The following is a 25,401-nucleotide window of genomic DNA, read 5'->3' as shown; positions in this document are numbered from 1 at the left end:
TACCGGGCGCCGATTACCATGAACTCGGGAACACTCCAGATGGACATGACCGCCTACCTGCCGATGTTGTGGCAAGGCGCCGTCGTCACGATGACGATGACGCTCGCAGCCCTTGTTGTCGGCACGGTACTCGCCTTTTTCTTCGGCATTCTTCGCGTCGAGGGTGGACCAATCCTCTCGACTGTCGCATTGTGCTACACTGAGGTGTTTCGCGGCACCTCGCTGCTGGTCCAGCTTTTCTGGTTCTATTACGCGCTGCCGCTCGTCGGTCTGAGTTTCGATCCGGTCACCACCGGCGTCATGGTGCTCGCCGCCCATGCGGGTGGGTATGGCGCCGAGATCGTTCGCGGCGCGTTATCTTCCGTTTCGGTGCAGCAGCTGGAAGCCGCACGAGCGCTAAACTTCACGCGGATGCAGACGCTGTTTCGCATTTCCTTGCCGCAGGCGATCGTCGAGATGATGCCGTCCTTCGGCAATCTGGCCATCGAAACGCTGAAGCTTTCCTCACTCGTATCGCTGATCTCGATTGCCGACCTCACCTTCGCGGCACAGTCGATCCGCAACCTGACGCTGGATAGCACCAGCATCTATTCGATCACACTCCTCTGTTATTTCGCGATGTCGCTGATCCTGATGGCCATCATCCGGGTGATCGAACATGTCGTGCGGCGCGGCAATGTGTTTCCGCGCACTCGCCATTCGTAAGGATATTCAGTCATGATGTATGGTTACGAATGGGACACGACCACCTGGATCACCTACACGACCTCGATCCTGCCCATCATTTTGATCGGCCTGACGGTAACGCTGAAAGCAGCCGCCGCCGGCTTTGCCATCGCGCTTATTCTGGGGCTGGTTTTTGCGCTGCTGCGCCGCAGTCGGGTGAAATTGATTTCCTGGCCGACCGCAGTTGTTGTCGAATTCCTTCGCGACACTCCGCTTCTGGTGCAGCTTTTCTTCCTCTATTACGTTCTTCCGGAATTCGGCATCGTTCTGCCGGCGTTTCTCACCGGCGCGCTGGCGCTGGGCCTTCAATATGCCGCCTATACGTCTGAGGTCTATCGCGGCGGCATGGAGGCGGTGCATCATGGCCAGTGGGAAGCCGCGACTGCGCTTAATCTGACGCGCATGCAGACGTATCGGGATATCATCATCCCGCAGGCGATCCCGCGCATAGTTCCGGCCATGGGCAACTATCTTGTCGCCATGATCAAGGAAACGCCGGTGCTTTCCGTCGTCACGGTTCTAGAGATGATGGGGCTGGCAAACATGATCGGCGAGCGCACCTTCGAATATCTGGTGCCGCTGACGCTTGTCGGCCTGATCTTCCTTCTTCTGACCATAATCTGCTCAGCAGGCCTCAGCCGCCTGCAAAGGGCGCTTCCAAAAGCAGGAATACCCTTGCGATGACAAACAACACCAATCAGCCGCTGATCGAATTTTCCGATGTCACAAAGCGGTTCGGCATTTTGACGGTCCTCGACCAGTTCAATTTCAGCGTGGCAAAAGGTGAAAAAGTCACTCTTATCGGTCCTTCCGGCTCCGGTAAGTCGACGGTTCTGCGCATTCTCATGACGCTGGAACCGTTCCAGGAGGGAAAGCTGACGCTGGCGGACATTTCCTACCATCAGGCCGGCGGCAAAGGCCCCTTCCAAGCCTCGGAAAAACACCTGCGCCAGATCCGTAACCACGTCGGCATGGTTTTTCAGAGCTTCAACCTCTTCCCTCATATGACGGTGCTGCGCAACATCGTGGAGGCGCCGGTGCGTGTACTGGGCATTGCCCGGCCGGAGGCAGAAACACGGGCAATCGAACTCCTGAAGATGGTCGGCCTGGCCGACAAGAAGGATCACTATCCAGTGCAGCTTTCTGGCGGCCAGCAGCAGCGTGTCGCCATTGCCCGCTCTCTTGCCATGCGCCCGCGTGTCCTGCTTTTTGACGAACCAACCTCCGCCCTAGACCCCCAGCTGGTCGGCGAAGTGCTTTCCGTCATCCGTGGCCTGGCCCACGAGCACGATTTGACCATGTTACTTGTTACCCACGAGATGCGTTTCGCTCGGGAAGTGTCGGACCGGGTCTGCTTCTTCGACAAAGGGCGTATTTGTGAGCAAGGAACGCCAGAAGAAATCTTCGGCGCACCAAAGGAAGATCGGACCCGCGAGTTCCTGTCATCCGTTCTGCGGTAACCGCACTCTCACACGACCAGGAAACAGCCATGACCACAGCGACGACGAGGGAGCAGATGTGCTCGATGATGCTGAATAGGGTGGTCACACCGGAGGCGACCTGAAGCAGTTCCCCGAGGCGGCTGAGCGAAATAGCCGTCGCGCCGCAACGTCTCGCCGCTGCGACTGGATTTGCTCATTAATCAAGTGTTGGCGAGATTGACAACACCGTAAGATGTTGGCATTATAGACAACAAGAAGGCGCTCACGATAACAGAACACAAAAGTGTTGCTGCCGACGGCAGCATTATCCAGTTCGTTATTTGGAAAGTTCCAACGCCTGTTCCCCCAACCGAACATGGGTTCAAATATCGCATGGTCTATGCCCAGAACGGCATTAGGGTTGTGGGCTTCGACAATGAGCGGGGTAAAGGCGATCACATACATCTGGACGGCCATGAGTTTCCTTACCGGTTCACAACAATCCACCAACTGATTGAGGACTTTTTATTTGAGGTCGAAAAACGGAGGCAGTCATGAGAACTTTGACCATCACGACGAATGCCGGCTGGAAATCGGCATTACGCGTAGCAGGTAAGCGCGCTGCTATTGGCCTCGAAAGCGGTGAGTATCAGGGTGAAACGCTAAACTTTGAGACACCCGGCACATTCTTTTCGCGTCTCACCGAGCGCCGTTGGGAGCTACTGAACGTCCTTCTGGGAAGTGGAACGGTTGGCGTGCGAGAGCTTGCGCGCAGACTGAACCGGGACGTCAAGCGCGTCCATGAAGATGCTGCGGCGCTAGTCGAGCTGGGACTGATTGAGAAGGACGAGCGCGGCGCATTAAGTTGCCCGTTCGAGCATATTCATATCGATATGATGATGGTGTCAGCAAGACAGGTGGCGTGATAGAAGAGAGGGCGCTGACGTGTAGCGCGATTAGCGTCCATTATGGCGAGAGGAACCGCCTTCGGCCCTTCCCCTCCCGGTCCCCTCGATACGGACACGGCACCCTGTTGATCTGAACCCTTCAAACTGGACCGTTCTTGGTTAGAGAGTTCCGGTGCATTTTCCTGGCTGGGAAAGGAACGGAAGACGATGAAAGCATCGCAGTTTTCGGACGCACAGAAGGCGTTCATTCTGAAGCAGGGTGATGAAGGAGTGTCGGTGGCGGAAATCTGCCGGTGCCACTCCAGTTCCGCCGAAGTGCGGACGAAGATCGGCTGGTCGCCAGCACTGGCTGCGCAGCAAACCAGACACGGTTTGGCAGGCCCGGCCAGATGGCCAGGAGCATTCACATGAAAGTTGAAAAAATCAATCTAAATCCAGGCGATCAGATTCCCAACAACCAGACCTTCCCTGTCATCATCTATCGACAAGTCGGCTCGCCATTCGATTCCGCTGCTTTCGAGGCACTGTTCGCACGAAACGGATGGCGCGGCATCTGGCGCAATGGTGTGTTTGCCTATCACCATTACCACAGCGGCGCGCATGAAGTTCTGGGCGTGGGGGGCGGTAAAGCGACGTTGCAGATTGGCGGGCCGGATGGGCAAACCTTGCACGTTACGCAAGGTGACTGTCTGGTCTTGCCAGCCGGCACAGGCCACATGAAGCTGAAATCCTCTGCGCATTTTCAGGTTGTCGGCGCTTATCCACCCGGCCAGGAGGCCGATGTTCAGACGTCTGCACCAACCAGTGCGATGCTTGCACAGATAAAGTCTTTGCCAAAGCCGACAACCGATCCAGTGCACGGAGCATCAGGTGGCCTGATCGATCTCTGGTGAGAATGAGCCGGGTTTTCGAAACCTGCCAGCTTCCTTCACGAATAAGAAGTATTGAGACTGCTCCGAGATTCAAGCCTCGGAAAGCTCCTGCTTCACCGCTCCCCCCGCAACGCGCGCAATACTCAGGAGTCGCTCCACGTCGCGGCCAATCCGCGCCATGGCGGAGAGACCGACCATGGTCGAACTCACGAAATCCGCCAGACGCTCAGCCTCTTCCGGATGGCGCGCGGCAATATAGGAGCGGATCACGCCCTCTGCCGCCGTGTGAAAAAAGCTTGCTGCGGCACGCGCCTCGTCATCGTCGCAGCGCGTGCCTTCCAGAACGAGGCAGCCAGGGGCTGCGGAATGAGCGGCATAACGCCTTGCCGCATCTTCCAGCAACGCCGCAAGGCATTCCCCAACAGGACGATCCGGCCGCAGAATATCGGCAAGAGGAATTGCTTCCGTGCCGGCGTAGAGATCAAGAACCCGCTTGTAGAGGCCCATCTTGCTGCCGAAAGCGGCATAAAAGCTTGGCGGGTTGATGCCTAACACCGAGGTGATCTCGGCCACGCCGACAGCGTCAAAGCCACGCGCGTGGAAAAGCTGCTTGGCCGTGGCCACAGCCTGATCAGGATCAAAACGGCGCGGACGGCCGCGGGAGCGAATGTTTTTTGTATCGACCATTACATAATATCTTGACGAGTGGGCTGTTCAGTATTTATGTATCGATCATTAAATTAATTTTCAAGGTCATGGGGAATGCTCGTGTTTGAAGGAAAATCCGTTCTGGTTCTTGGCGGCAGCCGAGGCATAGGCGCAGCCATCGTGCGGCGGTTTGCAGACGAAGGTGCAAAGGTAACGTTCACCTATGGCGCATCCCAAGGTGCGGCTGAAGAGCTGGCGAAGGCGACGGGCAGCACGGCCATACGGGCGGATAGCGCTGACCGCGACGAAGTCATCCGCGTTGTGCGTGACAGTGGTCCTCTGGACATATTGATCGTGAACTCCGGGATCGCCATTTTTGGCGATGCTCTCGAGCAGGACCCTGATGCCATCGACCGCCTGTTTCAGATCAACATCCAGACGCCCTATCACGCCTCTGTGGAGGCGGCGCGGCAAATGCCTGACGGTGGCAGGATCATCGTTATCGGCTCGGTCAATGGAGACCGGATGCCGGTGCCGGGCATGGCCTCTTACGCCGTTTCCAAATCGGCCTTGCAGGGGCTGGCGCGCGGTTTGGCACGCGATTTCGGGCCACGCGGCATTACCATCAACGTTGTGCAGCCCGGCCCGATCGATACCGACGCGAACCCGGAAAACGGGCCGATGAAGGACCTGATGCACAGCTTCATGGCACTCAAGCGCCATGGACGGCCGGAGGAAGTGGCCGGCATGGTGGCCTGGCTTTCCGGGCCTGAAGCCGGTTTTGTGACGGGCGCGATGCACACGATCGATGGCGCATTTGGCGCCTGATAAGCAGATTGCCTGATGGTTTGCGGCCGGTTTCGGGACATCACGATGCTGTTGCTCCCGAAACCGGCGAATAGAATGCGGCGAAGGAATTTCGCCGCGATCTTATCGGTTTTGCCTTTGGGCGATCTATCGCGGCATTCGCGCGAAGCCCTTCGCCAAGATTGGGCCGGTTGGCCTTCCTGTTGGTGATCCGCCTGCCTGTTCAAGCGTGATTTCGTAGAGCTGGTCGCTTCGGGGGGTCGGCAGAGCCGGTCCATCGAGACGCGCTGAACGAACGCCATCGATCAGGCCGAGCGAGACCGGGCCAACATCCTTGGACGGCAATGTCCATACCTGGATCGTCTTGTCTCCAGGCACTGCAAAATCGGCCAGCATCCGCACGGTTGCTCTTTCGTTGCCGAAATCCTCAACAACGGCCTGAACCTCACCCGTCTCGTTGACGAGGACTGCGATCACCAGCGGCTCCGTTGTCCGTGTCAGGCTAAACGTAAGGCCGGCGGCGAGCACAACGGTTGCGGCAATGGCAGACACGGCAACGGCGCGCCAGCGGTTTGTGCTGTTGTCGTTTGCCGTGTGGGTGGGCTTGAGGGATGCGGATTTCGACTGAAGCGGCAGGCGGGATTCGATGTTGCTCCACAATTCGCCCTTGATGGCTGCCGGCTCGACGGCGGTATCGAGCGGCAGAAAACGCTCACGGCTGGCCGCGACTGCCGCCCGCAATTCGCCGTCCGATTCCATTGCCGCCTCAACAGCCGTGGCTTCGGAGGCCTCCAGCAAACCCAATACATAGTCATCAGCGATGGCGGGAATATCTTTGCGCTCCATCATCATGCCATGCACTCCCGAAGCGCCGAAAGGCCGCGCCTGATCCAGGATTTCGTCGTTCCAAGCGGAATGCGCAACCGGCCAGCGATTTCGCCGTGGGAATATCCGGCCACGTAGGCCATCAGGATGCCCTGTCTCTTTGTCTCCTCAAGACCGCCGAGACATTCATAAAGGCGGGAATTCCGATCGAGCTTCTGCCATGCGGCCATCACTTCATCTGCCTGCGCGCCATCGCGGAGCGTTTCAACATCCTCCACGGGGAGTTCACGCCTGCTGTCGCGCAGAAGATTAAGCGCGCGGTTTCTGACGATCGCGTAAATCCAGCCGCGCGCCGACCCCTGGTCTGCCCGATACTGGTGCGCATGGGTCCAGATGCGCACGAAGCTCTCCTGTACCACCTCTTCCGCCAGTTCCCTGCGCTTGACGATGCGCTCTGCCACTGCAATCAGCCGGCCTGCCTCGCGATCGAAAATCGCACGCAATGCGTTTTTGTCCCCTTTTGCGCAGGCAGTGAGCGCCCTGTCTAGATCGTCCGGCACGGAGCCCATCTGCATTTGAAACCTTTCAACGTCTGATCGCCAGCATGGTCGGCTTGGGCATAATACCCATCGTGGCGGCATATGGATGCATCTCGCAAATATTTTTTCGCTGCCTGCATCCAAATGCACCCTGCCCGGTGTCTTGAATTGTGGAAGCGTCGAAAACCAAACGCTGGACGCCTTCCGAAGGGTTCAACGCACGGGAGAAACACCATGAATATCATCCGCTCCACTCTGATCGCCTCCGCCGCTTTCGCAGCATCGGCAAGCATCGCGGTTTCAGCACCGGTCCTCGGGCTGACCGGCGACAAGACGCTCGTCATGTTCGACACTGACAAGCCTGCCGTCACAAAGACAATGGATGTTACCGGCGTCGACAAGCTCGTTGGCATCGATTTTCGCCCCGGGAACAAGACTGTCATCGGTGTGACGCCGGACCACCGCATCGTCTCCATCAACCTTGAGACCGGCGCGGCAACCGAGGTGGCCAAGATGGACAAAATGCTGACCATGACCGAAGCGCCTGTTGTGGTCGATTTCAACCCGGCAGCGGATCGTCTTCGTTTCATGACCGGCACGACCAATCACCGCGTGCATCCCGATACCGGCGCTGTGACGGTTGATGGAACACTGGCTTTTGAAGATGGCGACATGCACAAGGGAGAAACGCCAAACATCGTTGCCGCCGCCTATACCAACTCTATCGGCAAGCCGGAAAAGACGGCGATGTACAATATCGACGCGACCATCGGCGCCCTGGTTCAGCAGACGAAGCCGAATGACGGCACACTGAAGGCCATCGGCAAGCTCGGCCTCAAGGAAATGCCGGCAACCTACGCATTCGATATCCACGGCGAGGAAGGCAGCAAGAACACCGCATACCTGGCCGCCGGCAACACGCTCTACACCGTCAACCTCGAAACCGGTGCGACAACCGAAATCGGCAGGATCAAAGGCGCAGACAACGCCTTGCGGGATATCACTATCCTTCCTGCGATGTGATTTAGTGTCGTAGACTGCGCGTTCGCGCTATCAGAAAACGCCTGGTCCGGTTATGCGGACCAGGCGTTTTCATTGCACCGCTTGAGTCTCAGATCACTGTTCCGTAGGGCCAATTTAAAGCATCTTCGCCAATTTATGATCGCACTTTAACGGGCCGGAATTTATTACTTGATATATTTCACGGTTATACTGGATATTTCGCTCAGACTGTCCGATTTGTTTTTTGATATGAGTTGATCTTCGGTAAGATTGCTCGGTCGCAGGAATTTACTGCTTTCTAAGCTCCGGGCATTCATATAGTCTTCCCGCTGATGATGGATACGATCCGGATAAAAACCCGCAAATGCTTCGTTTTTCACGAAAACGGCGACGAAATCATTCCACTGGTCCTTCTTTCTCAGCGTGACAAACGACTCGAGCAAGGTTGTGCGGTACCCAACGCGCCGCGCCCATTTTTGCAGCGCAATGCCGCTGTCCGGGTAAAAGCGCCAGCAATCCACCGGGAATCTATGGAAAGCTCCATTGGACGGCGCATTAATGTAGCAAAGTCCGTCCGGCTTTAGGATTCTCTGCGCTTCTGCAAAAACCAACCAGAAGAATTCCGAGTGCTCGAAGCAGGAAGACGAGACCACAATATCCGCAAATTCGTCCTCTACTGGCAAATCGTAAGGGTCTTCCACGATCCTGTCGACCCCTGGGCCTTCGGCAAAGTCGAGACCCAAATATTCACAATCAGCAGGTGCAACACTGCGCAACGTTCCGCTGACATCAAGTGAGCCGATTTCCACAACCTTTAGGCCCGAGCGCCGGCTTGCGTAGGTTTTAAAAAAATACTCGGCGTTCTCCAGCGCGGTGTCGTGCATCAGTCGGTTTCGCTTTCGATGTGACGGGAAATCCAAAATATGAAGATCCCGCCCTCCGTGCAAGTAGAACCAAAATATTTCAAGCGGGCTCTCCTAATGGTGTTGAAAAAACTGTGGAAAATGTGACTTACTTAGAATGTGCTAAAATTGTCTCGCGAGAACCAGGAAACCGTATTTTAAAGACATTTTACGTCATCGTAATCCGCCGGTCTTGCACAATCAGCAGTTGGACATTCAGTGTTTTGCATTCTATATAATTAATCGGGCCAGCGTTCGTCATGAAACAAACGGATATGAAAAGGGAATTTGAGTGCGTACTTCTATTTTGTTTGTTAGCAATACCTCACAAATAGAGCGACCGTTTAAAGATCCGTCAACACGATATCGTTGCTTCACGCCCGCCCTGGCGCTAGCGCGACGCGGCCACAACACTGTTGTTACCTCTCAACAGGATTTCGAGCGCGACCTCGGCAAATATCAAGGCTTCGACTATTTCGTCTTTCATCGCCCAATGATGAACGAAAAGCTTGGGGAGTTCCTCTTCTCGATGAAAAGGTCGGAGCGAATCATAGCCGATTTCGATGACTATATTTTCGAAGTTAAGGACGCATGGCTCACGCCGGCCTACAGGTTCCGCGGGGAGTCAATCACCAATACGGCGAGATACCTGTCGCGGAATGCCGCCGCCATGCGCTATTTTGACAGGTTCACACTGTCGACCGCTCCGCTTGCCGATGCGGTTCGCAGGATTTTCAACCCTGGCCAGGTCGAAGTGTTTTCCAATGCGCTGGATCCAGGATTTTCAGGTTCGGCCCAACTTATCCGGGAAAGAACGAGAGGGGCCCGGCGGGCATACAGGTTCGGATATTTTGCCGGTACCGCGACCCATGATCAGGATCTCGCCGATATCGCCCCAGCATTGGCGAAAGCGATCGAGGCTCATCCGGAATCGCGTATGCTTGTACTTGGTCCTGCGAAGATCCCGCATGAACTCCTACGCCTCGGCGTACGGGTCGAGCATCGTTCCGCCGTCGTACCGTTCCACCGCTTGCCTGCAATGATGGCTCAAGTGGAAACTGTTGTAGCTCCTCTAGAGCGAAATGCGTTCACGGAATGCAAAAGCGGCTTGAAGTTTTTCGAGGCGGCAGCGGTGGGTTGCTCCGTTGTAGCGACGCCTATCGGTGATATAGACCGTTTCGACTCCAGCCTTTTGAGAAAATGCGAGACGCCGGATGAATGGGTGGATGCATTGATGCGGCCCTTCTCGCTGACGCCAGACGAATTGGAAATCGAGGCCCGGAGGGTTGTAACCTTAGTCGATGCGGATCGATTAGCCAGCACGTGGGAGACAAGTTTTGTCCAGTAAGAAGAGAAAGCTGCTTATATTTGTCGAGCCTCATCCGCTTCGGAATAGTTTTACGGAATTTCTCGACGTTGGAAGCCTTCTTTCCGGCCTCGCGTTGTCAATGGACGAAACCGAAATTGAATGGCGGCTGTTTTCTAACGACTTCGTTTTAGATGGTCTTTCAAAGCTGTCAGCACCGAAGGATAGATTCATCACGCCAACGTTCGACGAAAGTAAGTACATCGCGTCTTGCCTGAGGGAATGGACCAAGGAAGAAATCGAACGGCGAGCCTTGCTCGTTAATGGCGAAGGAGAAGTCTCGCTTTTCTATCAAGGCGTCTTAAAACGCATTCGTGAAGTCTTCGATTTCGACGTTATTCTTGTGTGGTCTGAGAACGGCGCAGTCAGGCGTTTCGCCGAAGAAGCCGGTATATCCGTCCTGCATATGGAACTCGGGCCAACCCGCGCACCGTTCCAGGAGACCGCGTACATTGATTTTCTCGGAACGAATGGCAGCGCGAGCTTCATCGAATTCGACGTGGCCAGCTATCCACCTGAAAATGTCACCCCGGCTGCGAGCTGGATTGCGTTGTCCGCTGCCGTTGAAGAAAACAAGCCGTCTATCATGGAGCTTCAGGCCATCATGCCGGCGCTCCCGTTCGGCTTGAAGGAACGGTATGCCGTTGTGGCGCTGCAACTGGCAGACGATCTCAATACCGTTTGTCATTCGCCGTTTCACACACCCAAGGAATTCTTGGAGTTCGTGATGCCTGCCCTGCTCAACCTCGGTTTCAAGGTCGTCGTCAAGGGGCATCCCGGCGCAACGACACGGCCCATAAACCTGGTCGAGGAAATCGCGGCGCTTGCATATGCAGCTGAATTCGGCGAAAAGGTGGTGATCCTCGATAGGCATCTCCCGTCGAAGGATTTCATTCCCGTTCTTTCTGGTGCAGCTGCCGTGTGCTCCATCAACAGCTCGGTCAGCTTCGAGGCTCTTCTTCTAGGCGTTCCCGGGCTGGTCTTTGGAGCGGCGGCATACGACCTCGGCTCGGTGCTGAAGAAGGCGTCGGATGAATTCCTGCGTTCCGGAAATTGGTCTCTGAGTACATTCGAGGTCGATCGACTGGTAACGGTGATGTGTAGGCACCTCCTTCACCCCAAGTCGCCCGAGACGCTCTCGCGCATCCTGCAGAATGTCATCCTCGGGATAACGCCGGAGATGACGGCACCAGAATATGCCGTATTGCTTGCTTCTGGCGCCTCACATGGCTATTCGATCATCGATGATGAGATGAGAAAAACGGGACTGCAGACAAAGCTTACGGACTTTGCGAAATCTATGGCCCATGTCGATGCCACCTATATGGGGCACATCGATGAGGTGGTTACTAATCGCACGCCGCACGGATTGAGCATTGCCGTGAAGGGCTGGGCGGCACGGAGGAGAAAGGGTGTTGATCCTCAAGTCAAGATCATCGCGCTGTGCGACCCGTCCGGAAACGTCACGAGTTATACCGAAATGTTCGACAGGCCGGATGTGCGAAAAGCCCACCGGCACATCAATTATCCGGCGGGTTTCAATGTGGCTGGCGTTGTTCCGGGAATCTCTGGCCCCGATGACGTGCGCCTCGTGCTAGTGACCGATGTCGGTGCCGTTAACTGTGTGGTATCAAAAGGAGGTCTCAAATCGCCGACGGATATCACGCCTAGGGCGCCTGAAGATTCACCGAAGATCCCGGAGGAGGCGTCTATTCCCCCAGAAGAAAACGGCGGCTTTTTGCGCATATCGAAATCGACTGTTCCGTTCCTACGATGGATGTCGCGCGGTGAATTGAAAGCAAGGCCGGCGAAAAGGCGATGAGTGAGGTTTTGCGCGCCGTGAACCGGCTTGAGCAAGCAGAAGGCGCCGAAATCGAGACCGTTGTAGTTTTGGGTCCATCGCATGTCGTGCGTTGGGAGCATGCCGTAAAATGCGGAGCGATTCCTGCACCGTTCCCTAACACTGTTTTTGTTGGCGGCGGTGGGCTACCGGTCTGGAGCGCCCAACTGTTTGCGAAAGCAAAAACGTTATCAGCATCCGCAGATAAGCTGTTGCTGATCGTCGCGGATTTTCGGTTCGGCAATTCTGTCTTTGGCGTGTCGCCGCTGCCTGACAGTCTTTTCATAGATGGTCACAGGAACGTCAGCCGAGATTATCTCAACGGCTCGGCCGATGAATTTCTTCTCGCAAAGTGCATCGCCGCGCTCGATATGTGGCGCAAGACATTCGGCGAAAAGCTGATTGTGATCCACTGGACAGGTCTCACGCGTCGCAATGAGGATATTCTTCGCGGCAAGCATCTGGAGAACGGCGTTTATCGGCATCCGACGTGGAATTTCGACGAACTGGGAAGCGAGGACATCTCTTCGCTCGCAAAGGCGCCGCTAGATGTGATCCGAGCACTCTACGTGGATGACAATCTCCATCCGTCGGCGCTCGGGTTTCGCTATCTGCAACAGCGAATCAACTTAAAGCGCCCGGTCGATGCGCTTCGCGACAGTATCCATTGGATCAAGGACGAAGTTGCATCGTCTTTGGCGGTCGAGATCCCGGAACCTATCTTATTTACCGGCGACTCGACTTGGGTCAAGAGCACCGTAAGATTGCTTCACGGCAAGCCTTTGGAGAGCCTGGCTCAGCGCGGTGTCTATATCAAACCAATGACGTTTGATGAAATTTCAGCCTTCAAAAGAGAACATCGAATTCGAAGAGTCGTGTTTGTCACGGACCACGGGGAACACAAGGAAAGCGGGTCAGCCTCTAGGCTCAGTTTGATAACGAAGCGCCTGGTAGAGAACGATGAGCAAACAAAAGCCTGTATTTTCCCGTGGGCCGCTATCGCGCGCGAGATCGTCTCGCGCAGGCACCCCGACCTTCTGCATCTTGCTGCTCCGAACCCGGCTGAGCTGTCAAGTTGGCTGCAACTTATGCACGTCGAGCAATGTGTTGAGAAAGCCGCAGACTTCAACAAAAATGTCGACCTCGGAGAGGAATTAATACCGACGCTCGAAGGTATCCGCTTCCTACTCTCTCGCTACGGTTGATTGATCTGCCCGATTACATTCGCAGATAAAGGCTCTGTTCAAGGTCGTGCAACAAGGCCGTGGTCGGCTTAACTTCGATCATGTCGTGGAGCTTCTCGAACTTTTCGTCTCCAGCGGTACCGGGCAGAAACCCCTCGACAATATCCAGATACTCGTCGTCGAGAACACGCGATTCCGGGTCCAAGTTCGTGACAAACAACAAGCCCGTGGGCGGAGCATCGACGGCTATCAGTTTCAGGTCAGGACGATAGGCCTTGAGGATAGGAATCAGCTTCCAAACATCACCCGTCCACCAGTTCTCGTAAGTCGTCCCGGCGCCTAGTTCCTTGGCAATTTTTTCACTGCGGTTGGCCATGGTGGCATTCAAAGGCAGGCAGTCGTGCATCGCGATCAGAGAGTGCCGTTCGCTGATACGCTCGACGTTGATAAAATCTCTCAAAAGATACTCGAACTTGTGCATTCCGTCGAGGAAAGAGAGATCCGGCGCTCCATCCAGGAATTTCTTCACATCTACAGAGCGAAAGAACACGTCGCTCGTCATCTGGAACAGAAAAGCTCGCTTTTTATTGAGCATGATGTTGCTGTTAAGTAGATAGTGAGGATCGACACCGACCGCCGCGTCGCAGCAAATGTTGGCAAAGGTCTTTCCGCCACAAACTCCAATTTCCAAATATCGCTCGACCGACCTTGCCTTTGACAACTGCGAAAGCAGGTCCTGGTAGGAGTGGCCTGTGTGGGGCGGATACGAAACGTTCGTGATAGGCATAAGTATTACTCGTCGTTTTCTTTGAACAGTATCTGCAAGGTGGCGGCGGTTACTTTAATTATCGGCCTTTGAGCCGCCAATGTACATCACCGGTCCGCTAATCGTCTTCTTCGGAAGGAAATTGTCGGAGAGTGAAATATTTCTCACCGGCCCGAGCAAAGCGTCCTGCTCGCGGAAAATGCTCCCGATGATAATGCTTGTCAGCGGGATCCTGTTGCCATCCGCCGAAAAGTTGTTACCAATCAGCTTGTTGTTATCATCCTCGACGATAACATCGGCCAACCCGTTGTTATAAATGGTATTCTCGATCAGCTGGTTGTATTTCGCATGGTCTTCGTAGAAGGTTTGCCCGCGAAGACTATACCCGGTATCGGAGCAAGCCGAATTCTGGTTCCTTGTCACGCGTTCCATCCAGGTGCGGCTCAAGCCCTGCCGCGACGCGATCCACACGCCGACGCCCGGCTTTGAAAGCGTTTCCACGCCGGGCAGCGACAGTAGGTAAGACATCGTCAAAGTCATGTCGCCGAAACGCATGCCACCTTGGCCGCGAATGATGTTGTGCCGCAGGATATTGCCATTGGTATGCTGGTACCGCGTGACACCCCTCGATTCTCCGCAGTTCTTGTAGAGCGCCACGCCGATCCCGCCGTTGTTTTCGATCACGTTGTCTTCGATGAGGTTGTTTGCAGAGGCATCGATGGCGATCCCCACGTTGCCGTTGCTGGCAATGGTGCTCGTTATGATACGATTTTGTCGGCTTTCGCGTTCTAGATAGATGCCCACGCTGTTGGCACGGATCCCAGCATCTTCAATAAGCCAATTTTGCGCATACTCGTTGACGAATATCCCCGAGTCTTTCACTTTGCTGATCTCGACGTTTCGAACGGTCACGTCGGCCGCACTATAACCGTAGCGCTTGTCACGGCCACCCAGCATGCCATTAAGGCTAGGTGTGCGGGCAATTTTGGCATTGTCATCGCTGAATTCCGGATAAGCTATGCATTCCGCGTTAGGTCGTGGTTTACTCCATGCGCGGCGGTTGAGATATATCCCGAAAGCGAAATTCTGGATCTTGCAGTTCTTAATCAGACTACCGCTTCCGTCGGCGTCTATAAACAGTGATTCCGCTCCGCTAGCATCCGAGTGCTCGCAAGTAACCTTTTCGCTTGCGACACCGACACCTTGGCCTCGCGACCCCGGTAATATCTTCACGTTGCTGCCATCAATCGTCGCGCCATTGCAATCAAGGCTCAAATCGGGCTTCGCAATCACGACCTGCTTGGTGATCAAGCAGTTTGCTGGCTGCAGTTGGATGTTGCGATCGACGACACCGTTCCAACTCTTGCAATCAACGCGTTCGGGCGCGCTGGTCGGAGCAAGCGAAAACGTTCCGGAGTTCGCGAGCTCCTTACCTTCCGCGTTGTCTTCTCCTGCCGCCGCGTATACAAAAATCCTCATGCCTGAAAATCGAACGGTATCGCGCGCACTCAACGTAATCTGAAAGGTGTGTCCACCACCCGAATCCCCGCATTTCCCAGCGGTTGCCGCACTACCCTCTCGGTCGGCAGGGACAGAAAACAGTGCCACCCCGGTTGGTGCAGGTTTTCCGAACGTAACGCGAACATAGGCTGGCTTTGAGCTGCCGCTCTGACAGGCCCATCCCCGGAGCAATGCACTTCCGTCCACCGCGCGATCGACGCTCTCCAGCGCGCCATTAATATCCGTTTGCGCATTGCAGGTCCCGGCGAGCACTGTGTAGATCAGAAATGTCGGGACGAAACAGTTCATTAAGCTCACCTCGTCGTTCTGTTAGCGATGGCATCGGGCTTCATGATTTCTGGCGATACCGTAGCAATGATGTTGTATCGTCCGTCTCCGCTAGCGGCAAGAAAATGACGTACACGCACGGCCTAGTTTTGAATGAATACTGAAGTCCGACGCCAGTCGACCTAGTGGCCCGCCGATGACAACTTGTAACGGGCGCATGCGATATAAACTCGGAGCATGGCGATTTTTGACAACTTAAGTACGTCCTGGCCATTCCTTGGGCCGGGGGGTACTCGGCGACTTTCTAGCCCTTGATCTTTTGATACGGTGGCAGCAGCATTTCAAGCCCTCTCACCGGCGAAGTGATAGAAAGCCTACTTCAATTGAAGGTGGGAGCCAAATCTCGGCGCCGCGCAATAGGCCGCCGCCATCTCAGAAGAAAGCTTTATTAAAAGCGTTTCTCTCAACAGGCTTTCCTGTTCCTTTTTTGACAGTATGACGATAAATTCCGATCGATCGTCGTCCGTATCGTACATTACCGTCTCGAAAAGATTTATAAACCCGAGTTCCCGGAGATCGAGCAAAAGAAGCTGGAAGCTGGCGGGCGTAAAGCACCACACGTGGCAGTCCTTGTACTCTGTCTTCGCACTTTCCATTGCCTTGGCAGCTTGCTGAGGGGTAAACCGAAGCTGAAAATCCCCAGTATTATGCTTCGTGAAACTGTGTTTTTTGCTGTTGAATACGTTGTAGAGCAGGCCAGATGCGACAACGCCCGGCGAAGGCTTGGTCCTGCCCTCCAGATGCGCATTGATTGCAATGCTGACATCGGAGTGCGGCCGGAAATGATCGAAGCAATAGCGCTTGTCTGGGATAGCCAATGCTATGCTGCCGCCTTCGTTGATCAGTCGCTCGCAGTCCCTCAGGAACGCGATGACGTCGGGAACGTGCTCGATCACGTGAGACGCGATAATCCAGTCATACCGACCCTCTGCGCCGACAACATCGACCAACGAGCGCCCATCAAAAACATAATCGACATCCTCGATCCTCGGATCTAGGTTATATTTTCGACGGAGCCCTTCCGTATCGAGATGGTCAATGATTTCAACGTTGAACCCAGCCGACTTTGGAGCAAGCGGACTGTAGCTCGGGCCGATTTCCAGCCCGAGACCGTCTGTATCCAAGGAGGACAGAATCCGGTCTCTCCGCCCTTTTGGAACAGCATCCGTCTTCATACCCACGCGCCCCCAATCTCATGCTATTCGATCGAAAGATATGCAACCGCGACGCGGAAAGATAGCTTTATTTCGTTCTCAACCACGTATCCACAGGAGACTACAACCCAAAAACCAACACTACAGTATGTTGATAGGACCTGACCTGAACCGCCCCGGCTTTGCCGGAGACCCCAACTCGTGAGAAGCAGGGTCTATGACAAGCAAGACGACGAACGAGTTCTCCCCTGAAGTCCGCGCTCGCGCCGTTCGAATGGTGATGGAGCATGAAGCCGAACATCCGTCGCGGTGGGCAGCAGTATCTTCCATAGCGGCCAAGATCGGCTGCTCGGCGGATACGCTCAATGAGTGGGTGAAGAAGGCCGAGGTGGATAGCGGCAAGTGAGCTGGCCTACCGAGTGACGTCGCCGAGAAGATGAAGGCTCTGGAACGGGAGAACCGCGAGGTTCGTCAGGCCAACGAGATTTTGCGGAAAGCCTCTGCGTATTTTGCGATGGCGGAGCTCGACCGCCCACTGAAGCGATGATTTTCTTCATCGATGCACACCGCTCGGTGCTTGGGGTCGAGCCGATCTGCAGATTGCTGCCGATTGCCCCGTCCACCTATTATCAGCGTACGGACGTCGACCGCCTGTCGGCCCGCGCCCGACGCGACAGTGCCATGAAGGTCTAGATACGCCGGGTGTTCAATGAAAACTTCCAGGTCTATGGCGTGCGCAAGGTTTGGCGGCAGTTGCTAAGAGAGGGTTACGACATCGACCGCTGCACCGTCGCTCGGCTTATGAGGGGGATGGGACTGCAGGGCGTCATGAGGTGAAGATGTCGTGCAAACCTTGGAACGGGTATGCCGGAAAGTTGGCTACCCGAAGACGATCCGTGTCGATCAGGGGACTGAGTTCGTGTCTCGCGATCTTGACCTTTGGGCCTACGCCAAAGGCGTCACCTTGGACTTCTCACGACCGGGCAAGCCGACCGACAATGCGTTCATTGAAGCGTTCAATGGCCGCTTCCGCGCCGAATGTCTGAATCAGCACTGGTTCCTGACCCTTGCGGATGCCCGCGAAAAGATGGAGGATTGGCGTATAGACTATAATGAGTTTCGGCCGCATGGTGCGATCGGCAATAAGGTGCCGATCTCGCTGATGAAATCAGGAGGCTCAACCAGCCCGCCTCCCTGAATGAAGCCGGAAAACTCTAGCCTCAGTTGGTCCAGAAACCTGGGGCGGTTCAAAAACGCCGAGGCTCTAATCGCTGCCGGATGAAATTTCAGTGGCAGATCATTCTGGAGCAACGAAGCCCAATTCTGCCAGAAGATGATTGATTGACAGCGCTGTTGGATGATATCCCCAGTTGCGTTGATGGATGTGACTTCTCTATTTGCGGCATCCCGCCACGACCGAACAATGCTTAGTTTCCAAACAGACAGGAATTTGATGAAAGTCTTTCCTAATATGTCGGCGAGTTTTCTATCGCTTCTTAGCCGACTTTCATCTTGGGTCTCGAACACTGCAACCCACAACGCTGGTTCAGCCAACGAAGACAAAGTAAACGCCGGGGTCTTCGCGCAATTTGAGATGCGGCAACCTAGTCACCAAAATGCTATTGATGCGATACCGGGCTGGAGCTCCTCCTTTCCGGTTCCGGGGCTGCAGGCAGGAAATGTTCCGCTATTTCAGGATGGACGGATATTGTCCGCGCTAAATGCCTATGGATCGCTCGAAGGGGCCGAGGTCCTCGAGGTCGGCCCTCTCGAAGCAATGCACACGTTCATTCTCAACAAACAACGGCCAGCCAACATCGACGCTATAGAAGCCAATCAATCATGTTTTTTGCGGTGTCTTGTAACTAAGGAAATCCTGAAGCTTGATAAGGCTTCGTTTTATCTGGGCGATATCCAGAAATGGCTCCAGAGCACTCAAAAGACATACGATTTTGCTCTTGCCTCCGGCGTCCTTTATCACATGCCAGATCCGGGAGAGTTTCTTCATCTACTTTCCAAACGTGCCAATGCATTGTTCATATGGACTCATTTCTTCGATGAAAGTGCTATGCCACCTTCGGATGTCCGTAGGCGTCCATTCAGCGGTAAGATCGAACTCCGCTCGGTGGCTGGTATGGAACTCCACTACCACGAAAGGAGCTATCAGAACGCGGACCAGAACGCCTCATTCTGCGGGGGCATGAAGGATCGCCATTTTTGGCTAGAAAGAAGTGAAATAATATCGCTGCTCGAGCGTTTGGGGTATTCGAAAATTGAAATTCAGGCCATAGACAACAATCATCCTGGTGGCCCATGCTTTTCGGTATTCGCCAGACGATAGTTAAGTCTAGGGTGGTGACTTTAGGTGTAAGAGCGGACTCGGACGATTGCTGTTCAACGTCGAATATGATCATGGGAGCGTCATAGAGGGGTACTTGATCCCCGACGGCTTTTCTGAAGAAGCTACGATCTTCGTCACTATGGACGATGGCAGAGACGTGGCAATTGCGTGTGACCAACCGAAACCAGCTGTCGTGCAATCAGGTCGCCATGCGACCGGGATGGTTGGGTTCCGGATTGATGCAACCCGAATTTTGGATCTCGCCAAGCAGCGGAGACTATCTATTCGAGATTCAAAAACGGGCCTCCTGATCTATCGTCGTTCGCCGATCGATAATCCGGTTCAACACAAGATTTTGCGTCTTGAGCTTAGCATTTTGCCGATGATGAAGTTCGACGCTTTTTGTGAAGAAAGTTTTCAGTACGCTATTTCAGGCGTAGAACGTTTTGGTCACGAAACGACAATGCAGGCATTTCACCTCAATGCAGGGTCGTCGGTCTATATCAGCGGCAGGATTCTGCTGCGCAACTACGAAGACTTCCTTGACAGGGGATTCCAGGCTATCGCCGATATTCCCGACCCGTACTACGAGATGGCTTGCCGCCTCTTTACCCTCAATCGCCTCACCAGAAGCATGCCAAATTTCCTTGGAGATCGTGATCGACTGATCTTATCCCCGGCTGCTGAATACTTTTCTGAAATTAACTTAGCGGATGACCGGGCATTGAAACGTGCGCTACAGAAGGCACCGGATAAGGTCCGACGGGTGCTGATTTCACCCATCACACAGCAATTCGTCTGTACATATCCCGAGCAAAGAATAACACGTAAAGATATTGCGCCAGCGATCGGCGCACTTGCCCGCTTTACCGTTGTTGGTCATGGAGACAACAGCGTTCATTTCCAACAAGGCGTGGGAGAGCTTCTTTCTGTACCTCCCATTGACGTCCCTGTGGTCAGCAAGCACTCTATCCTCAAAGATTTGGCCTTGAGGTTACGCCAAATACCTGTTGCTGAGACGATGCTGGAAGAAGATCTCATCTTCGACCACTATGTGCGCCAAGCTGTTGCGCCCGATGTTAAGGTGCAGGGATGACCGATACGATTACGAAGTCCGCGAAAACCAAAGCGGAAACCGATCAAATTCCGCTCGAGCTTCAAGAGACACCAAAAACGACGGGGTGGCTTCGTCTCTATGAGTCGGGAAGAAGGCGTCTACTCACGAAGGCTCCGCCCCAGATCGAGATCGAGACCGCAAACGAACCCGAGCTCCAACATGGCGGCAAGACGCCATGGGGTCTTATTACATTTGTGCTGCTTGTTCTAATTCCGTTCTTGGCATCGCTGATATATTTCATCTTGATTGCGTCCGATCAATATACATCGGAGGCGCGCTTTGCCGTGCGATCCTTGGCAGATGATGGTTCAAGTGAACGGGTCGATACCGGGATCATGAGCATGCAGTCGTCCTCCCAGGACGCGTATGTTGTGACGAGTTTTATCCACTCGGCTGAAATTTTACGACGTCTGGACGGCAAAATTGACTATCGGGCTATTTTTCAGCGAGATGACGCGGATTTTTTGGCGCGGTTCGACAAGCGTGGCTCTCATGAAGACTTCCTGAAATATTGGATGAAACACGTAGTAGCCTACATCGACGGACCCTCCGGAATTATCATCTTAAAGGTTCAGACCTTTACACCCGAGGATTCTGTGAACCTTGCCAAAGCTATCCTCGAAGAAAGCGAAAAGCTCGTCAATGAACTGACGGTTCGCGCGCGCGAAGATATGATGTCGAGTTTTCGCGACGAAGTAGAACGAACGGATCGCTTGTACCAAGCGGCACTTGGTAACCTGAACCGGTTCCAACAAGGTAGCGGTCTTCTGAATCCGACCGAACAGGCTCAACAGAAAGGTACTTTGCTCACTGGGCTGTTAGGCAGAAAGCTCGAAATGGAAAGCCAAATTTTTGTGCTGCGCCAAGCTAAAAATACGGATTCTCCGCGCTATCGACAACTGAGCCTTGGCCTTGAAAGCATCAATCAGCAGATCGATGGTATCCGTGCACAGATTACGGGCGGGGCCGACGCTTCGCTCGCCAATGTCATATCGAATTTTTCGGTAGTTGAGACAGATCGCGTGGTGGCGGAGAAGCTCTATGAAGCCGCGAGACGAAACTATGATCAGGCATTTGCCGCGGCTCTTCGGAAGGCACTTTATCTCACGGTGTTCGTCAATCCGGCCTTGCCAGAAGAGGCGCTCTATCCCCGTCGCTTCCTTTCGCCTGTTCTGATTATGCTTGGATTGCTCACAGCCTGGACCATTCTCGCGCTTGCCTGGGCGTCGGTTGAAGATCACAGGCTCTAGAACAAAATGATCCGTTTTCAGAATGTTTCGAAACACTTCAAAACCCAAAGCCACAAGAAAGTAATTCTCGATCGGGTGAGCCTCGAATTCGAACGCGGTTATTCCTATGGAATCCTCGGCGTCAATGGTGCTGGCAAATCAACAACCATGCGCATGATAGCAGGAACAATACTGCCGAACTCTGGTCGTATCAGCAAAAACGTTCGCGTCTCCTGGCCGCTCGGCTTTGCCGGCGGTTTCAACTCTGCAATGACCGGCAAAGAGAACCTCAATTTCGTCGCCAGGGCATATGGTGAAAATCCCGAACGCGTCTCAAGGTTCGTAGAAGAATTTGCAGAACTGGGTGACTATATCAACGCGCCTGTTCGGACCTATTCATCTGGCATGGGTGCTCGTCTTGCCTTTGGTCTTTCCATGGCCATCGAGTTCGAATGTTATCTTGTCGACGAAGTCACGGCCGTTGGCGACGCACGCTTCCAAAAACGTTGCAAGGAGGCATTTGACAGCAGGCGTAGGAATTCTGACATCATCATGATTTCTCACGGTATGGAGACAATAAAGGCTTATTGCGAAAAAGCTTTTTTGCTCGTGGATGGCCGAATGATGTATTACGATGACGTTGAGCTTGGAATCGAAGCCTATTACCGCCTCAACAGATAGCTATCTATCGCGACGCGATACATTATGGAGGCTTATTTGGCGCCGCAGAATGAAAGCAGCAATGGACCGGTGAGCGGGCTTGAGGCCAGTAGAGTTATTTCCCAGCGTCTGACTTCGTCAGCGCGTAAACTCCGCTTTTCAACCTCTTCAAGAAGCAGCCTTTTTAAGGCAGTCGGCCTTCGGCCTAGGCTGAGTGACCGACTTTTCACAGCGACCGTGCTCTTATTTGCCGTCCTTCTTTTTGCCATTCCGAACGTAACCGCATTGCTTTATTATGGCATCTTTGCTTCCGATCAATATGAATCGGAAACTCGTTTTACTGTCCGTTCCTCGACACCGGCCCTCGGCAGAGACCAAATTGCGCGAGTAACCGGTGTTCCTTCTGCAAAAATCGTCCAGGACACTCAAATTGTAACTAACTTCATCAACAGCCACGAAATGATCGATATGTTGCGTGATCGCAACATTGACCTGCAGAAGCTTTTTGGTAGTGCCGACATTGACTGGTGGGCTCGCCTCCCCGGTGATGCAACTGCTGAGGAGACGAGGGATTACTGGGCGCATATGGTCACAGCGACCGTCAATGCATCAAGCGGGATTGTCACGGTAAAGGCCAGGGCATTTGCTGCCCGGGACGCTGCTGTTCTAGTAAGCGAGATCGTTAAAGCGTCCGAAGTCATTGTGAACCAAGTCAACGATCGCATCTGGAAAGATGTCATTGCAACCGCCGAGACAAGCCTCGAAAACGCAAAGCAACAGCTTCAAAAGGCTCGCGAAACAGTCGCCTCGACCCGCAATAGAGAAGGCGTTTTGAGCGTCAGTAATAGCTCCCAGATTATTTCGACTTTGATTGGTACGATCGAGAATGAACGGCTGAATCTTCAACAGCAATACAATTCGCGGATTGCGGTTGTCTCAGCTGACTCGCCGCAAATGCGCGTGCTGAAACGCGAAATCAGCAGCAAGGAACAGCAGCTCTCCGATCTCAATGCGCAACTCGCCGGCATCGGGAGTGAGCGTAGTCTAGCAGACGTATCACAGGACCTTTCACAGCTTGAGTTGGCCCAAAACCTTGCCGAACAACAGTTCTCGTCGAGTGTCAGGACACTTGAGCAGGTCCGTTTTATCAGCAAGCAACAGCTTCTCTATCTTGACAGTTTTCTCGCACCGCGTGTTCCGGATGAAGCGAACTATCCTAAGCGTCTTCTCTGGATAAGCCTGACCGTCATTGCTAGCTTGATCACCTGGGCTACAGCGACCAGTTTGCTTTACTTTGCCCGCAGCCGTCTGATGCAATGAAGTCCTATGGCTGACAGCTCAATCCGACAACGCCTTTATGCTGCATTGCCGAAACCGACGGCAAGAGTGGGCCCGATCAACAATCAAATATCAATCCGGCGCCTGCTGGTGCTTCGCAATGGGCCAAACCCTACCTTCAGTTACTATCTTGAAGAGAGGCTCAAACGAACGCCCATTCCCGCAGAAATACGCAATCTCGACGAATTCCTGGGTGACGTCGATCCTGACGGCCTTTTTGTGATCGTTTGTCGATATATCAGACCTCGACAGTTACTTTGGATGTACAGGCATCGAAAAAGTTTCGCAGGGACCAGTCTCATGATCGATGACGATATTGCCGCAACTGTCGTCGACAAGGAAGGAACGCTCGGGTACAAGGCGTACTTGGCTGCGATCGGGCTTGTGCCCATCCCTGTCCTAAACAATATCCTGTCTGATATATGGGTCTCGACTCCCCGCCTCGCTGACAGATTGAAGAGGGACGACGCGCGTCAACCCGTTGTTCTTCCACCCTTCCCACCCGCTGACACCTACACACCTTCGCCACCCGGAGACGATGGGAAAGAGGTGAAAATGGCGTTTCATTCAACGGGCAACCACGATCTGGAACATGAATTTCTGGTCCCAATTGTGCGAGATGCTCTGGCGCTGTGTCCTAACCTGTCATTCGAGGTAACGGCGTCATCGCATCGGCTGGAACGATTATGGATCAGTGCAAGACTTCCCCCACGGCGCTTGACCGTAAAATCTCACAGGAGTTGGAACCAGTACCTGTCTGAGACGAAACAACAGCATATTGATATTCTGCTGGTTCCTCTCTTACAGAGCAGAATGAACAATGTCAGATCCGGCACGAAACGTTTCGATTGCGCTCGCATGGGCGCCGCGGCAATTTTTTCTAATGGACAAGTCTACGGTGAGGCCGAATCCGCTGGCGAGATATTGATTGAGAACAACCCAAGAATTTGGCTAGAAACAATTCTCAACCTTGCGAGGAACAGCGAGCTGCGACGCAAGGCCAGAAATGCCACCGAAGCTTCGATTATGGCCCATCTCGCGAAAACTCAAAGCCAGCTCCCGTTCCACCGGAATGAGCAGAGATCCCAGGACACCTGAATGACAGGGCATAATACTATTGAGCGAACGAGCATCCTCAATGCACTTTCCGAGAAAAAAAATGTGATGACAGCTGTCATCCTGCGGGATATGCGCAGCCGCTTTTTCAATCACGGGCTAGGGTTTTTGCTCGTCTCCCTGTGGCCTCTCGCTCATATGCTTATTCTGCTAACTATCTACACGGTAATGGGCCGTAAAGCGCCGTATGGTGACAGCCTGAACGTATTTTTTGCGACAGGATTAATCCCGACGCTGGCGTTCATGTACGTTTCGCGATTCATGTCGCTGTCGCTGATCATGAACCGCACTATGCTGTCGTTTCCCGTTGTTACGGTAGTCGACATTATGATGGCACGCGCTTTTCTGGAAGTCGTGGCCGCAGCTCTGACCTTATTTTTTATGTTTATGATTTTGCTCGCACTTGGCGACAATCCCTTTCCGGCAGATCCTTTCGAGGCGGTATATGCCTATCTTGCAATTATTCTGCTAGCAGTCGGTGTCGGTTTCCTTGCCGGTGTAATCGCAATGTTCGCGCCCTTTTTCGTAACGATCTATGCGCTGACTATGATCGTTGTCTACATCTCATCTGGCACCCTTTTTGTTTCTGCTGCTCTTCCCGAGCGCATTGCTTACATTCTGTCCTGGAACCCGGCCTTCCATGCAGTGGAATGGATGCGTCTTGCCTATTACCCAGGGTACAGCGACAAATGGCTAGACAGGAGCTATATCATTGGTTTTGGTGCAATATCTTTGTGTTCCGGCCTCTTTTTGGAAAGGGTGCTGAGAATGAAAATGCTGGAAGGATAATAG

Annotated in this window: 25 protein-coding genes, 2 pseudogenes and 1 other annotated feature; of the genes and pseudogenes, 20 read left to right on the top strand and 7 right to left on the bottom strand. The window is 53.9% G+C overall.

The annotated features are described in order from the left end of the window. Positions 1–39 precede the first annotated feature (39 nt). The 6 genes from ehuC (at position 40) to ACQZ45_RS15810 (ending at position 3,948) form a co-directional block, all read left to right on the top strand. On the top strand, positions 40–705 hold the full coding sequence (gene ehuC, locus ACQZ45_RS15835; protein WP_035200466.1) for an ectoine/hydroxyectoine ABC transporter permease subunit EhuC: 666 nt from the start codon (positions 40–42) through the stop codon (positions 703–705). 12 nt (positions 706–717) lie between these two features. Then, positions 718–1,410, top strand: coding sequence for an ectoine/hydroxyectoine ABC transporter permease subunit EhuD (gene ehuD, locus ACQZ45_RS15830; RefSeq protein ID WP_004431448.1), 693 nt, complete (start codon positions 718–720; stop codon positions 1,408–1,410). Next, the gene (gene ehuA / locus ACQZ45_RS15825) at positions 1,407–2,186 is read left to right on the top strand and encodes an ectoine/hydroxyectoine ABC transporter ATP-binding protein EhuA (RefSeq protein ID WP_013761013.1); all 780 of its coding nucleotides are present in this window, start codon (positions 1,407–1,409) and stop codon (positions 2,184–2,186) included. The genes ehuD and ehuA overlap by 4 nt, the downstream gene beginning before the upstream one ends. 222 nt (positions 2,187–2,408) lie before the next feature. Beyond that, complete coding sequence (locus ACQZ45_RS15820; protein WP_336510451.1) at positions 2,409–2,705, top strand: toxin-antitoxin system TumE family protein; 297 nt, start codon at positions 2,409–2,411, stop codon at positions 2,703–2,705. Beyond that, positions 2,702–3,073, top strand: coding sequence for an HVO_A0114 family putative DNA-binding protein (locus tag ACQZ45_RS15815; protein WP_448742355.1), 372 nt, complete (start codon positions 2,702–2,704; stop codon positions 3,071–3,073). The genes ACQZ45_RS15820 and ACQZ45_RS15815 overlap by 4 nt, the downstream gene beginning before the upstream one ends. A gap of 389 nt (positions 3,074–3,462) precedes the next feature. Then, complete coding sequence (locus ACQZ45_RS15810; RefSeq protein ID WP_421414291.1) at positions 3,463–3,948, top strand: cupin; 486 nt, start codon at positions 3,463–3,465, stop codon at positions 3,946–3,948. Between the two features lie 69 nt (positions 3,949–4,017). Here the strand turns inward: ACQZ45_RS15810 and ACQZ45_RS15805 are convergent, their stop codons facing one another. After that, positions 4,018–4,614: a TetR/AcrR family transcriptional regulator gene (locus ACQZ45_RS15805; RefSeq protein ID WP_174066369.1), complete on the bottom strand. Its 597-nt coding sequence runs from the start codon at positions 4,612–4,614 to the stop codon at positions 4,018–4,020. Between the two features lie 75 nt (positions 4,615–4,689). Between ACQZ45_RS15805 and bdcA the strand changes: the two genes are divergently transcribed. Further along, positions 4,690–5,403 carry an SDR family oxidoreductase gene (gene bdcA, locus ACQZ45_RS15800; protein WP_173997888.1) on the top strand — a complete coding sequence of 238 codons (714 nt, stop codon included), beginning with the start codon at positions 4,690–4,692 and terminating at the stop codon, positions 5,401–5,403. 126 nt (positions 5,404–5,529) lie between these two features. On the opposite strand, the gene ACQZ45_RS15795 is transcribed toward bdcA, so the two are convergent. Next, a complete protein-coding gene (locus ACQZ45_RS15795; protein WP_174066367.1) occupies positions 5,530–6,234 on the bottom strand; it encodes an anti-sigma factor in 705 nt (234 codons plus the stop codon). Further along, positions 6,231–6,776 carry a sigma-70 family RNA polymerase sigma factor gene (locus tag ACQZ45_RS15790; RefSeq protein ID WP_174066413.1) on the bottom strand — a complete coding sequence of 182 codons (546 nt, stop codon included), beginning with the start codon at positions 6,774–6,776 and terminating at the stop codon, positions 6,231–6,233. Before ACQZ45_RS15790 ends, ACQZ45_RS15795 begins: the two co-directional genes overlap by 4 nt. A gap of 204 nt (positions 6,777–6,980) precedes the next feature. Between ACQZ45_RS15790 and ACQZ45_RS15785 the strand changes: the two genes are divergently transcribed. Further along, positions 6,981–7,769: a DUF4394 domain-containing protein gene (locus tag ACQZ45_RS15785; protein WP_174066365.1), complete on the top strand. Its 789-nt coding sequence runs from the start codon at positions 6,981–6,983 to the stop codon at positions 7,767–7,769. A 164-nt stretch (positions 7,770–7,933) separates the two neighbouring features. On the opposite strand, the gene ACQZ45_RS15780 is transcribed toward ACQZ45_RS15785, so the two are convergent. Further along, positions 7,934–8,632: a class I SAM-dependent methyltransferase gene (locus ACQZ45_RS15780; protein WP_174066363.1), complete on the bottom strand. Its 699-nt coding sequence runs from the start codon at positions 8,630–8,632 to the stop codon at positions 7,934–7,936. Positions 8,633–8,942: 310 nt separating this feature from the next. Here ACQZ45_RS15780 and ACQZ45_RS15775 point away from each other — a divergent pair, with 310 nt between their 5' ends. The 3 genes from ACQZ45_RS15775 to ACQZ45_RS15765 are packed head-to-tail and all read left to right on the top strand — an operon-like array spanning position 8,943 to position 13,061. Further along, the gene (locus tag ACQZ45_RS15775) at positions 8,943–9,998 is read left to right on the top strand and encodes a glycosyltransferase (protein ID WP_162705304.1); all 1,056 of its coding nucleotides are present in this window, start codon (positions 8,943–8,945) and stop codon (positions 9,996–9,998) included. After that, a complete protein-coding gene (locus tag ACQZ45_RS15770; RefSeq protein WP_174066361.1) occupies positions 9,988–11,838 on the top strand; it encodes a GT99 family glycosyltransferase N-terminal domain-containing protein in 1,851 nt (616 codons plus the stop codon). The genes ACQZ45_RS15775 and ACQZ45_RS15770 overlap by 11 nt, the downstream gene beginning before the upstream one ends. Beyond that, positions 11,835–13,061, top strand: coding sequence for a hypothetical protein (locus tag ACQZ45_RS15765; protein ID WP_174066359.1), 1,227 nt, complete (start codon positions 11,835–11,837; stop codon positions 13,059–13,061). Before ACQZ45_RS15770 ends, ACQZ45_RS15765 begins: the two co-directional genes overlap by 4 nt. A gap of 13 nt (positions 13,062–13,074) precedes the next feature. On the opposite strand, the gene ACQZ45_RS15760 is transcribed toward ACQZ45_RS15765, so the two are convergent. The 3 genes from ACQZ45_RS15760 to ACQZ45_RS15750 all read right to left on the bottom strand — a co-directional run bounded on the left by ACQZ45_RS15760 (position 13,075) and on the right by ACQZ45_RS15750 (position 16,829). Then, positions 13,075–13,827 carry a class I SAM-dependent methyltransferase gene (locus ACQZ45_RS15760; protein ID WP_174066357.1) on the bottom strand — a complete coding sequence of 251 codons (753 nt, stop codon included), beginning with the start codon at positions 13,825–13,827 and terminating at the stop codon, positions 13,075–13,077. A 54-nt stretch (positions 13,828–13,881) separates the two neighbouring features. Then, positions 13,882–15,615: a right-handed parallel beta-helix repeat-containing protein gene (locus tag ACQZ45_RS15755; RefSeq protein WP_174066355.1), complete on the bottom strand. Its 1,734-nt coding sequence runs from the start codon at positions 15,613–15,615 to the stop codon at positions 13,882–13,884. 353 nt (positions 15,616–15,968) lie between these two features. Next, the gene (locus tag ACQZ45_RS15750; RefSeq protein WP_112497545.1) at positions 15,969–16,829 is read right to left on the bottom strand and encodes a class I SAM-dependent methyltransferase; all 861 of its coding nucleotides are present in this window, start codon (positions 16,827–16,829) and stop codon (positions 15,969–15,971) included. A gap of 253 nt (positions 16,830–17,082) precedes the next feature. Here ACQZ45_RS15750 and ACQZ45_RS15745 point away from each other — a divergent pair. From ACQZ45_RS15745 to ACQZ45_RS15705, 9 genes and pseudogenes are all read left to right on the top strand, one after another. After that, a pseudogene (locus ACQZ45_RS15745) lies at positions 17,083–17,642 on the top strand (IS3 family transposase); the annotation flags it as partial. Continuing rightward, positions 17,310–17,426 (top strand) — a sequence feature (AL1L pseudoknot). (Overlaps the previous pseudogene by 117 nt.) Beyond that, a pseudogene (locus ACQZ45_RS15740) lies at positions 17,641–18,006 on the top strand (integrase core domain-containing protein); the annotation flags it as partial. The pseudogenes ACQZ45_RS15745 and ACQZ45_RS15740, both read left to right, overlap by 2 nt. Positions 18,007–18,261: 255 nt before the next feature. After that, a complete protein-coding gene (locus ACQZ45_RS15735) occupies positions 18,262–19,149 on the top strand; it encodes a methyltransferase domain-containing protein (RefSeq protein ID WP_174047785.1) in 888 nt (295 codons plus the stop codon). A gap of 46 nt (positions 19,150–19,195) precedes the next feature. Then, positions 19,196–20,245, top strand: a complete 1,050-nt coding sequence (locus ACQZ45_RS15730) for a hypothetical protein (RefSeq protein WP_111801878.1) — start codon at positions 19,196–19,198, stop codon at positions 20,243–20,245. Beyond that, positions 20,242–21,516: a capsule biosynthesis protein gene (locus ACQZ45_RS15725; RefSeq protein WP_174066353.1), complete on the top strand. Its 1,275-nt coding sequence runs from the start codon at positions 20,242–20,244 to the stop codon at positions 21,514–21,516. The genes ACQZ45_RS15730 and ACQZ45_RS15725 overlap by 4 nt, the downstream gene beginning before the upstream one ends. A gap of 6 nt (positions 21,517–21,522) precedes the next feature. Then, positions 21,523–22,176, top strand: a complete 654-nt coding sequence (locus ACQZ45_RS15720; protein WP_065660364.1) for an ABC transporter ATP-binding protein — start codon at positions 21,523–21,525, stop codon at positions 22,174–22,176. A 36-nt stretch (positions 22,177–22,212) separates the two neighbouring features. Further along, positions 22,213–23,475 (top strand): capsule biosynthesis protein, encoded by a 1,263-nt coding sequence (locus ACQZ45_RS15715; RefSeq protein WP_174066351.1) that lies wholly within the window; start codon positions 22,213–22,215, stop codon positions 23,473–23,475. A gap of 6 nt (positions 23,476–23,481) precedes the next feature. Then, on the top strand, positions 23,482–24,591 hold the full coding sequence (locus tag ACQZ45_RS15710; RefSeq protein WP_174066349.1) for a hypothetical protein: 1,110 nt from the start codon (positions 23,482–23,484) through the stop codon (positions 24,589–24,591). Continuing rightward, positions 24,592–25,398 carry an ABC transporter permease gene (locus ACQZ45_RS15705; protein WP_236759694.1) on the top strand — a complete coding sequence of 269 codons (807 nt, stop codon included), beginning with the start codon at positions 24,592–24,594 and terminating at the stop codon, positions 25,396–25,398. It abuts the gene before it with no gap. Positions 25,399–25,401: the final 3 nt, after the last annotated feature.

The sequence above is a fragment of the Agrobacterium sp. 16-2014-1-2a genome (assembly GCF_053522705.1).
This window is presented reverse-complemented; position numbering and strand designations above follow the sequence as displayed.

Bases quoted from the DNA above. Each gene is read 5' to 3' on its own strand.
- ehuC (WP_035200466.1), top strand. From the start codon at position 40: ATGGACATGACCGCCTACCTGCCGATGTTGTGGCAAGGCGCCGTCGTC.
- ehuD (WP_004431448.1), top strand. From the start codon at position 718: ATGATGTATGGTTACGAATGGGACACGACCACCTGGATCACCTACACG.
- ehuA (WP_013761013.1), top strand. From the start codon at position 1,407: ATGACAAACAACACCAATCAGCCGCTGATCGAATTTTCCGATGTCACA.
- ACQZ45_RS15815 (WP_448742355.1), top strand. From the start codon at position 2,702: ATGAGAACTTTGACCATCACGACGAATGCCGGCTGGAAATCGGCATTA.
- ACQZ45_RS15810 (WP_421414291.1), top strand. From the start codon at position 3,463: ATGAAAGTTGAAAAAATCAATCTAAATCCAGGCGATCAGATTCCCAAC.
- ACQZ45_RS15805 (WP_174066369.1), bottom strand. From the start codon at position 4,614: ATGGTCGATACAAAAAACATTCGCTCCCGCGGCCGTCCGCGCCGTTTT.
- bdcA (WP_173997888.1), top strand. From the start codon at position 4,690: ATGCTCGTGTTTGAAGGAAAATCCGTTCTGGTTCTTGGCGGCAGCCGA.
- ACQZ45_RS15795 (WP_174066367.1), bottom strand. From the start codon at position 6,234: ATGATGATGGAGCGCAAAGATATTCCCGCCATCGCTGATGACTATGTA.
- ACQZ45_RS15790 (WP_174066413.1), bottom strand. From the start codon at position 6,776: ATGGGCTCCGTGCCGGACGATCTAGACAGGGCGCTCACTGCCTGCGCA.
- ACQZ45_RS15785 (WP_174066365.1), top strand. From the start codon at position 6,981: ATGAATATCATCCGCTCCACTCTGATCGCCTCCGCCGCTTTCGCAGCA.
- ACQZ45_RS15780 (WP_174066363.1), bottom strand. From the start codon at position 8,632: ATGCACGACACCGCGCTGGAGAACGCCGAGTATTTTTTTAAAACCTAC.
- ACQZ45_RS15765 (WP_174066359.1), top strand. From the start codon at position 11,835: ATGAGTGAGGTTTTGCGCGCCGTGAACCGGCTTGAGCAAGCAGAAGGC.
- ACQZ45_RS15760 (WP_174066357.1), bottom strand. From the start codon at position 13,827: ATGCCTATCACGAACGTTTCGTATCCGCCCCACACAGGCCACTCCTAC.
- ACQZ45_RS15755 (WP_174066355.1), bottom strand. From the start codon at position 15,615: ATGAACTGTTTCGTCCCGACATTTCTGATCTACACAGTGCTCGCCGGG.
- ACQZ45_RS15750 (WP_112497545.1), bottom strand. From the start codon at position 16,829: ATGAAGACGGATGCTGTTCCAAAAGGGCGGAGAGACCGGATTCTGTCC.
- ACQZ45_RS15735 (WP_174047785.1), top strand. From the start codon at position 18,262: ATGAAAGTCTTTCCTAATATGTCGGCGAGTTTTCTATCGCTTCTTAGC.
- ACQZ45_RS15725 (WP_174066353.1), top strand. From the start codon at position 20,242: ATGACCGATACGATTACGAAGTCCGCGAAAACCAAAGCGGAAACCGAT.
- ACQZ45_RS15720 (WP_065660364.1), top strand. From the start codon at position 21,523: ATGATCCGTTTTCAGAATGTTTCGAAACACTTCAAAACCCAAAGCCAC.
- ACQZ45_RS15710 (WP_174066349.1), top strand. From the start codon at position 23,482: ATGGCTGACAGCTCAATCCGACAACGCCTTTATGCTGCATTGCCGAAA.
- ACQZ45_RS15705 (WP_236759694.1), top strand. From the start codon at position 24,592: ATGACAGGGCATAATACTATTGAGCGAACGAGCATCCTCAATGCACTT.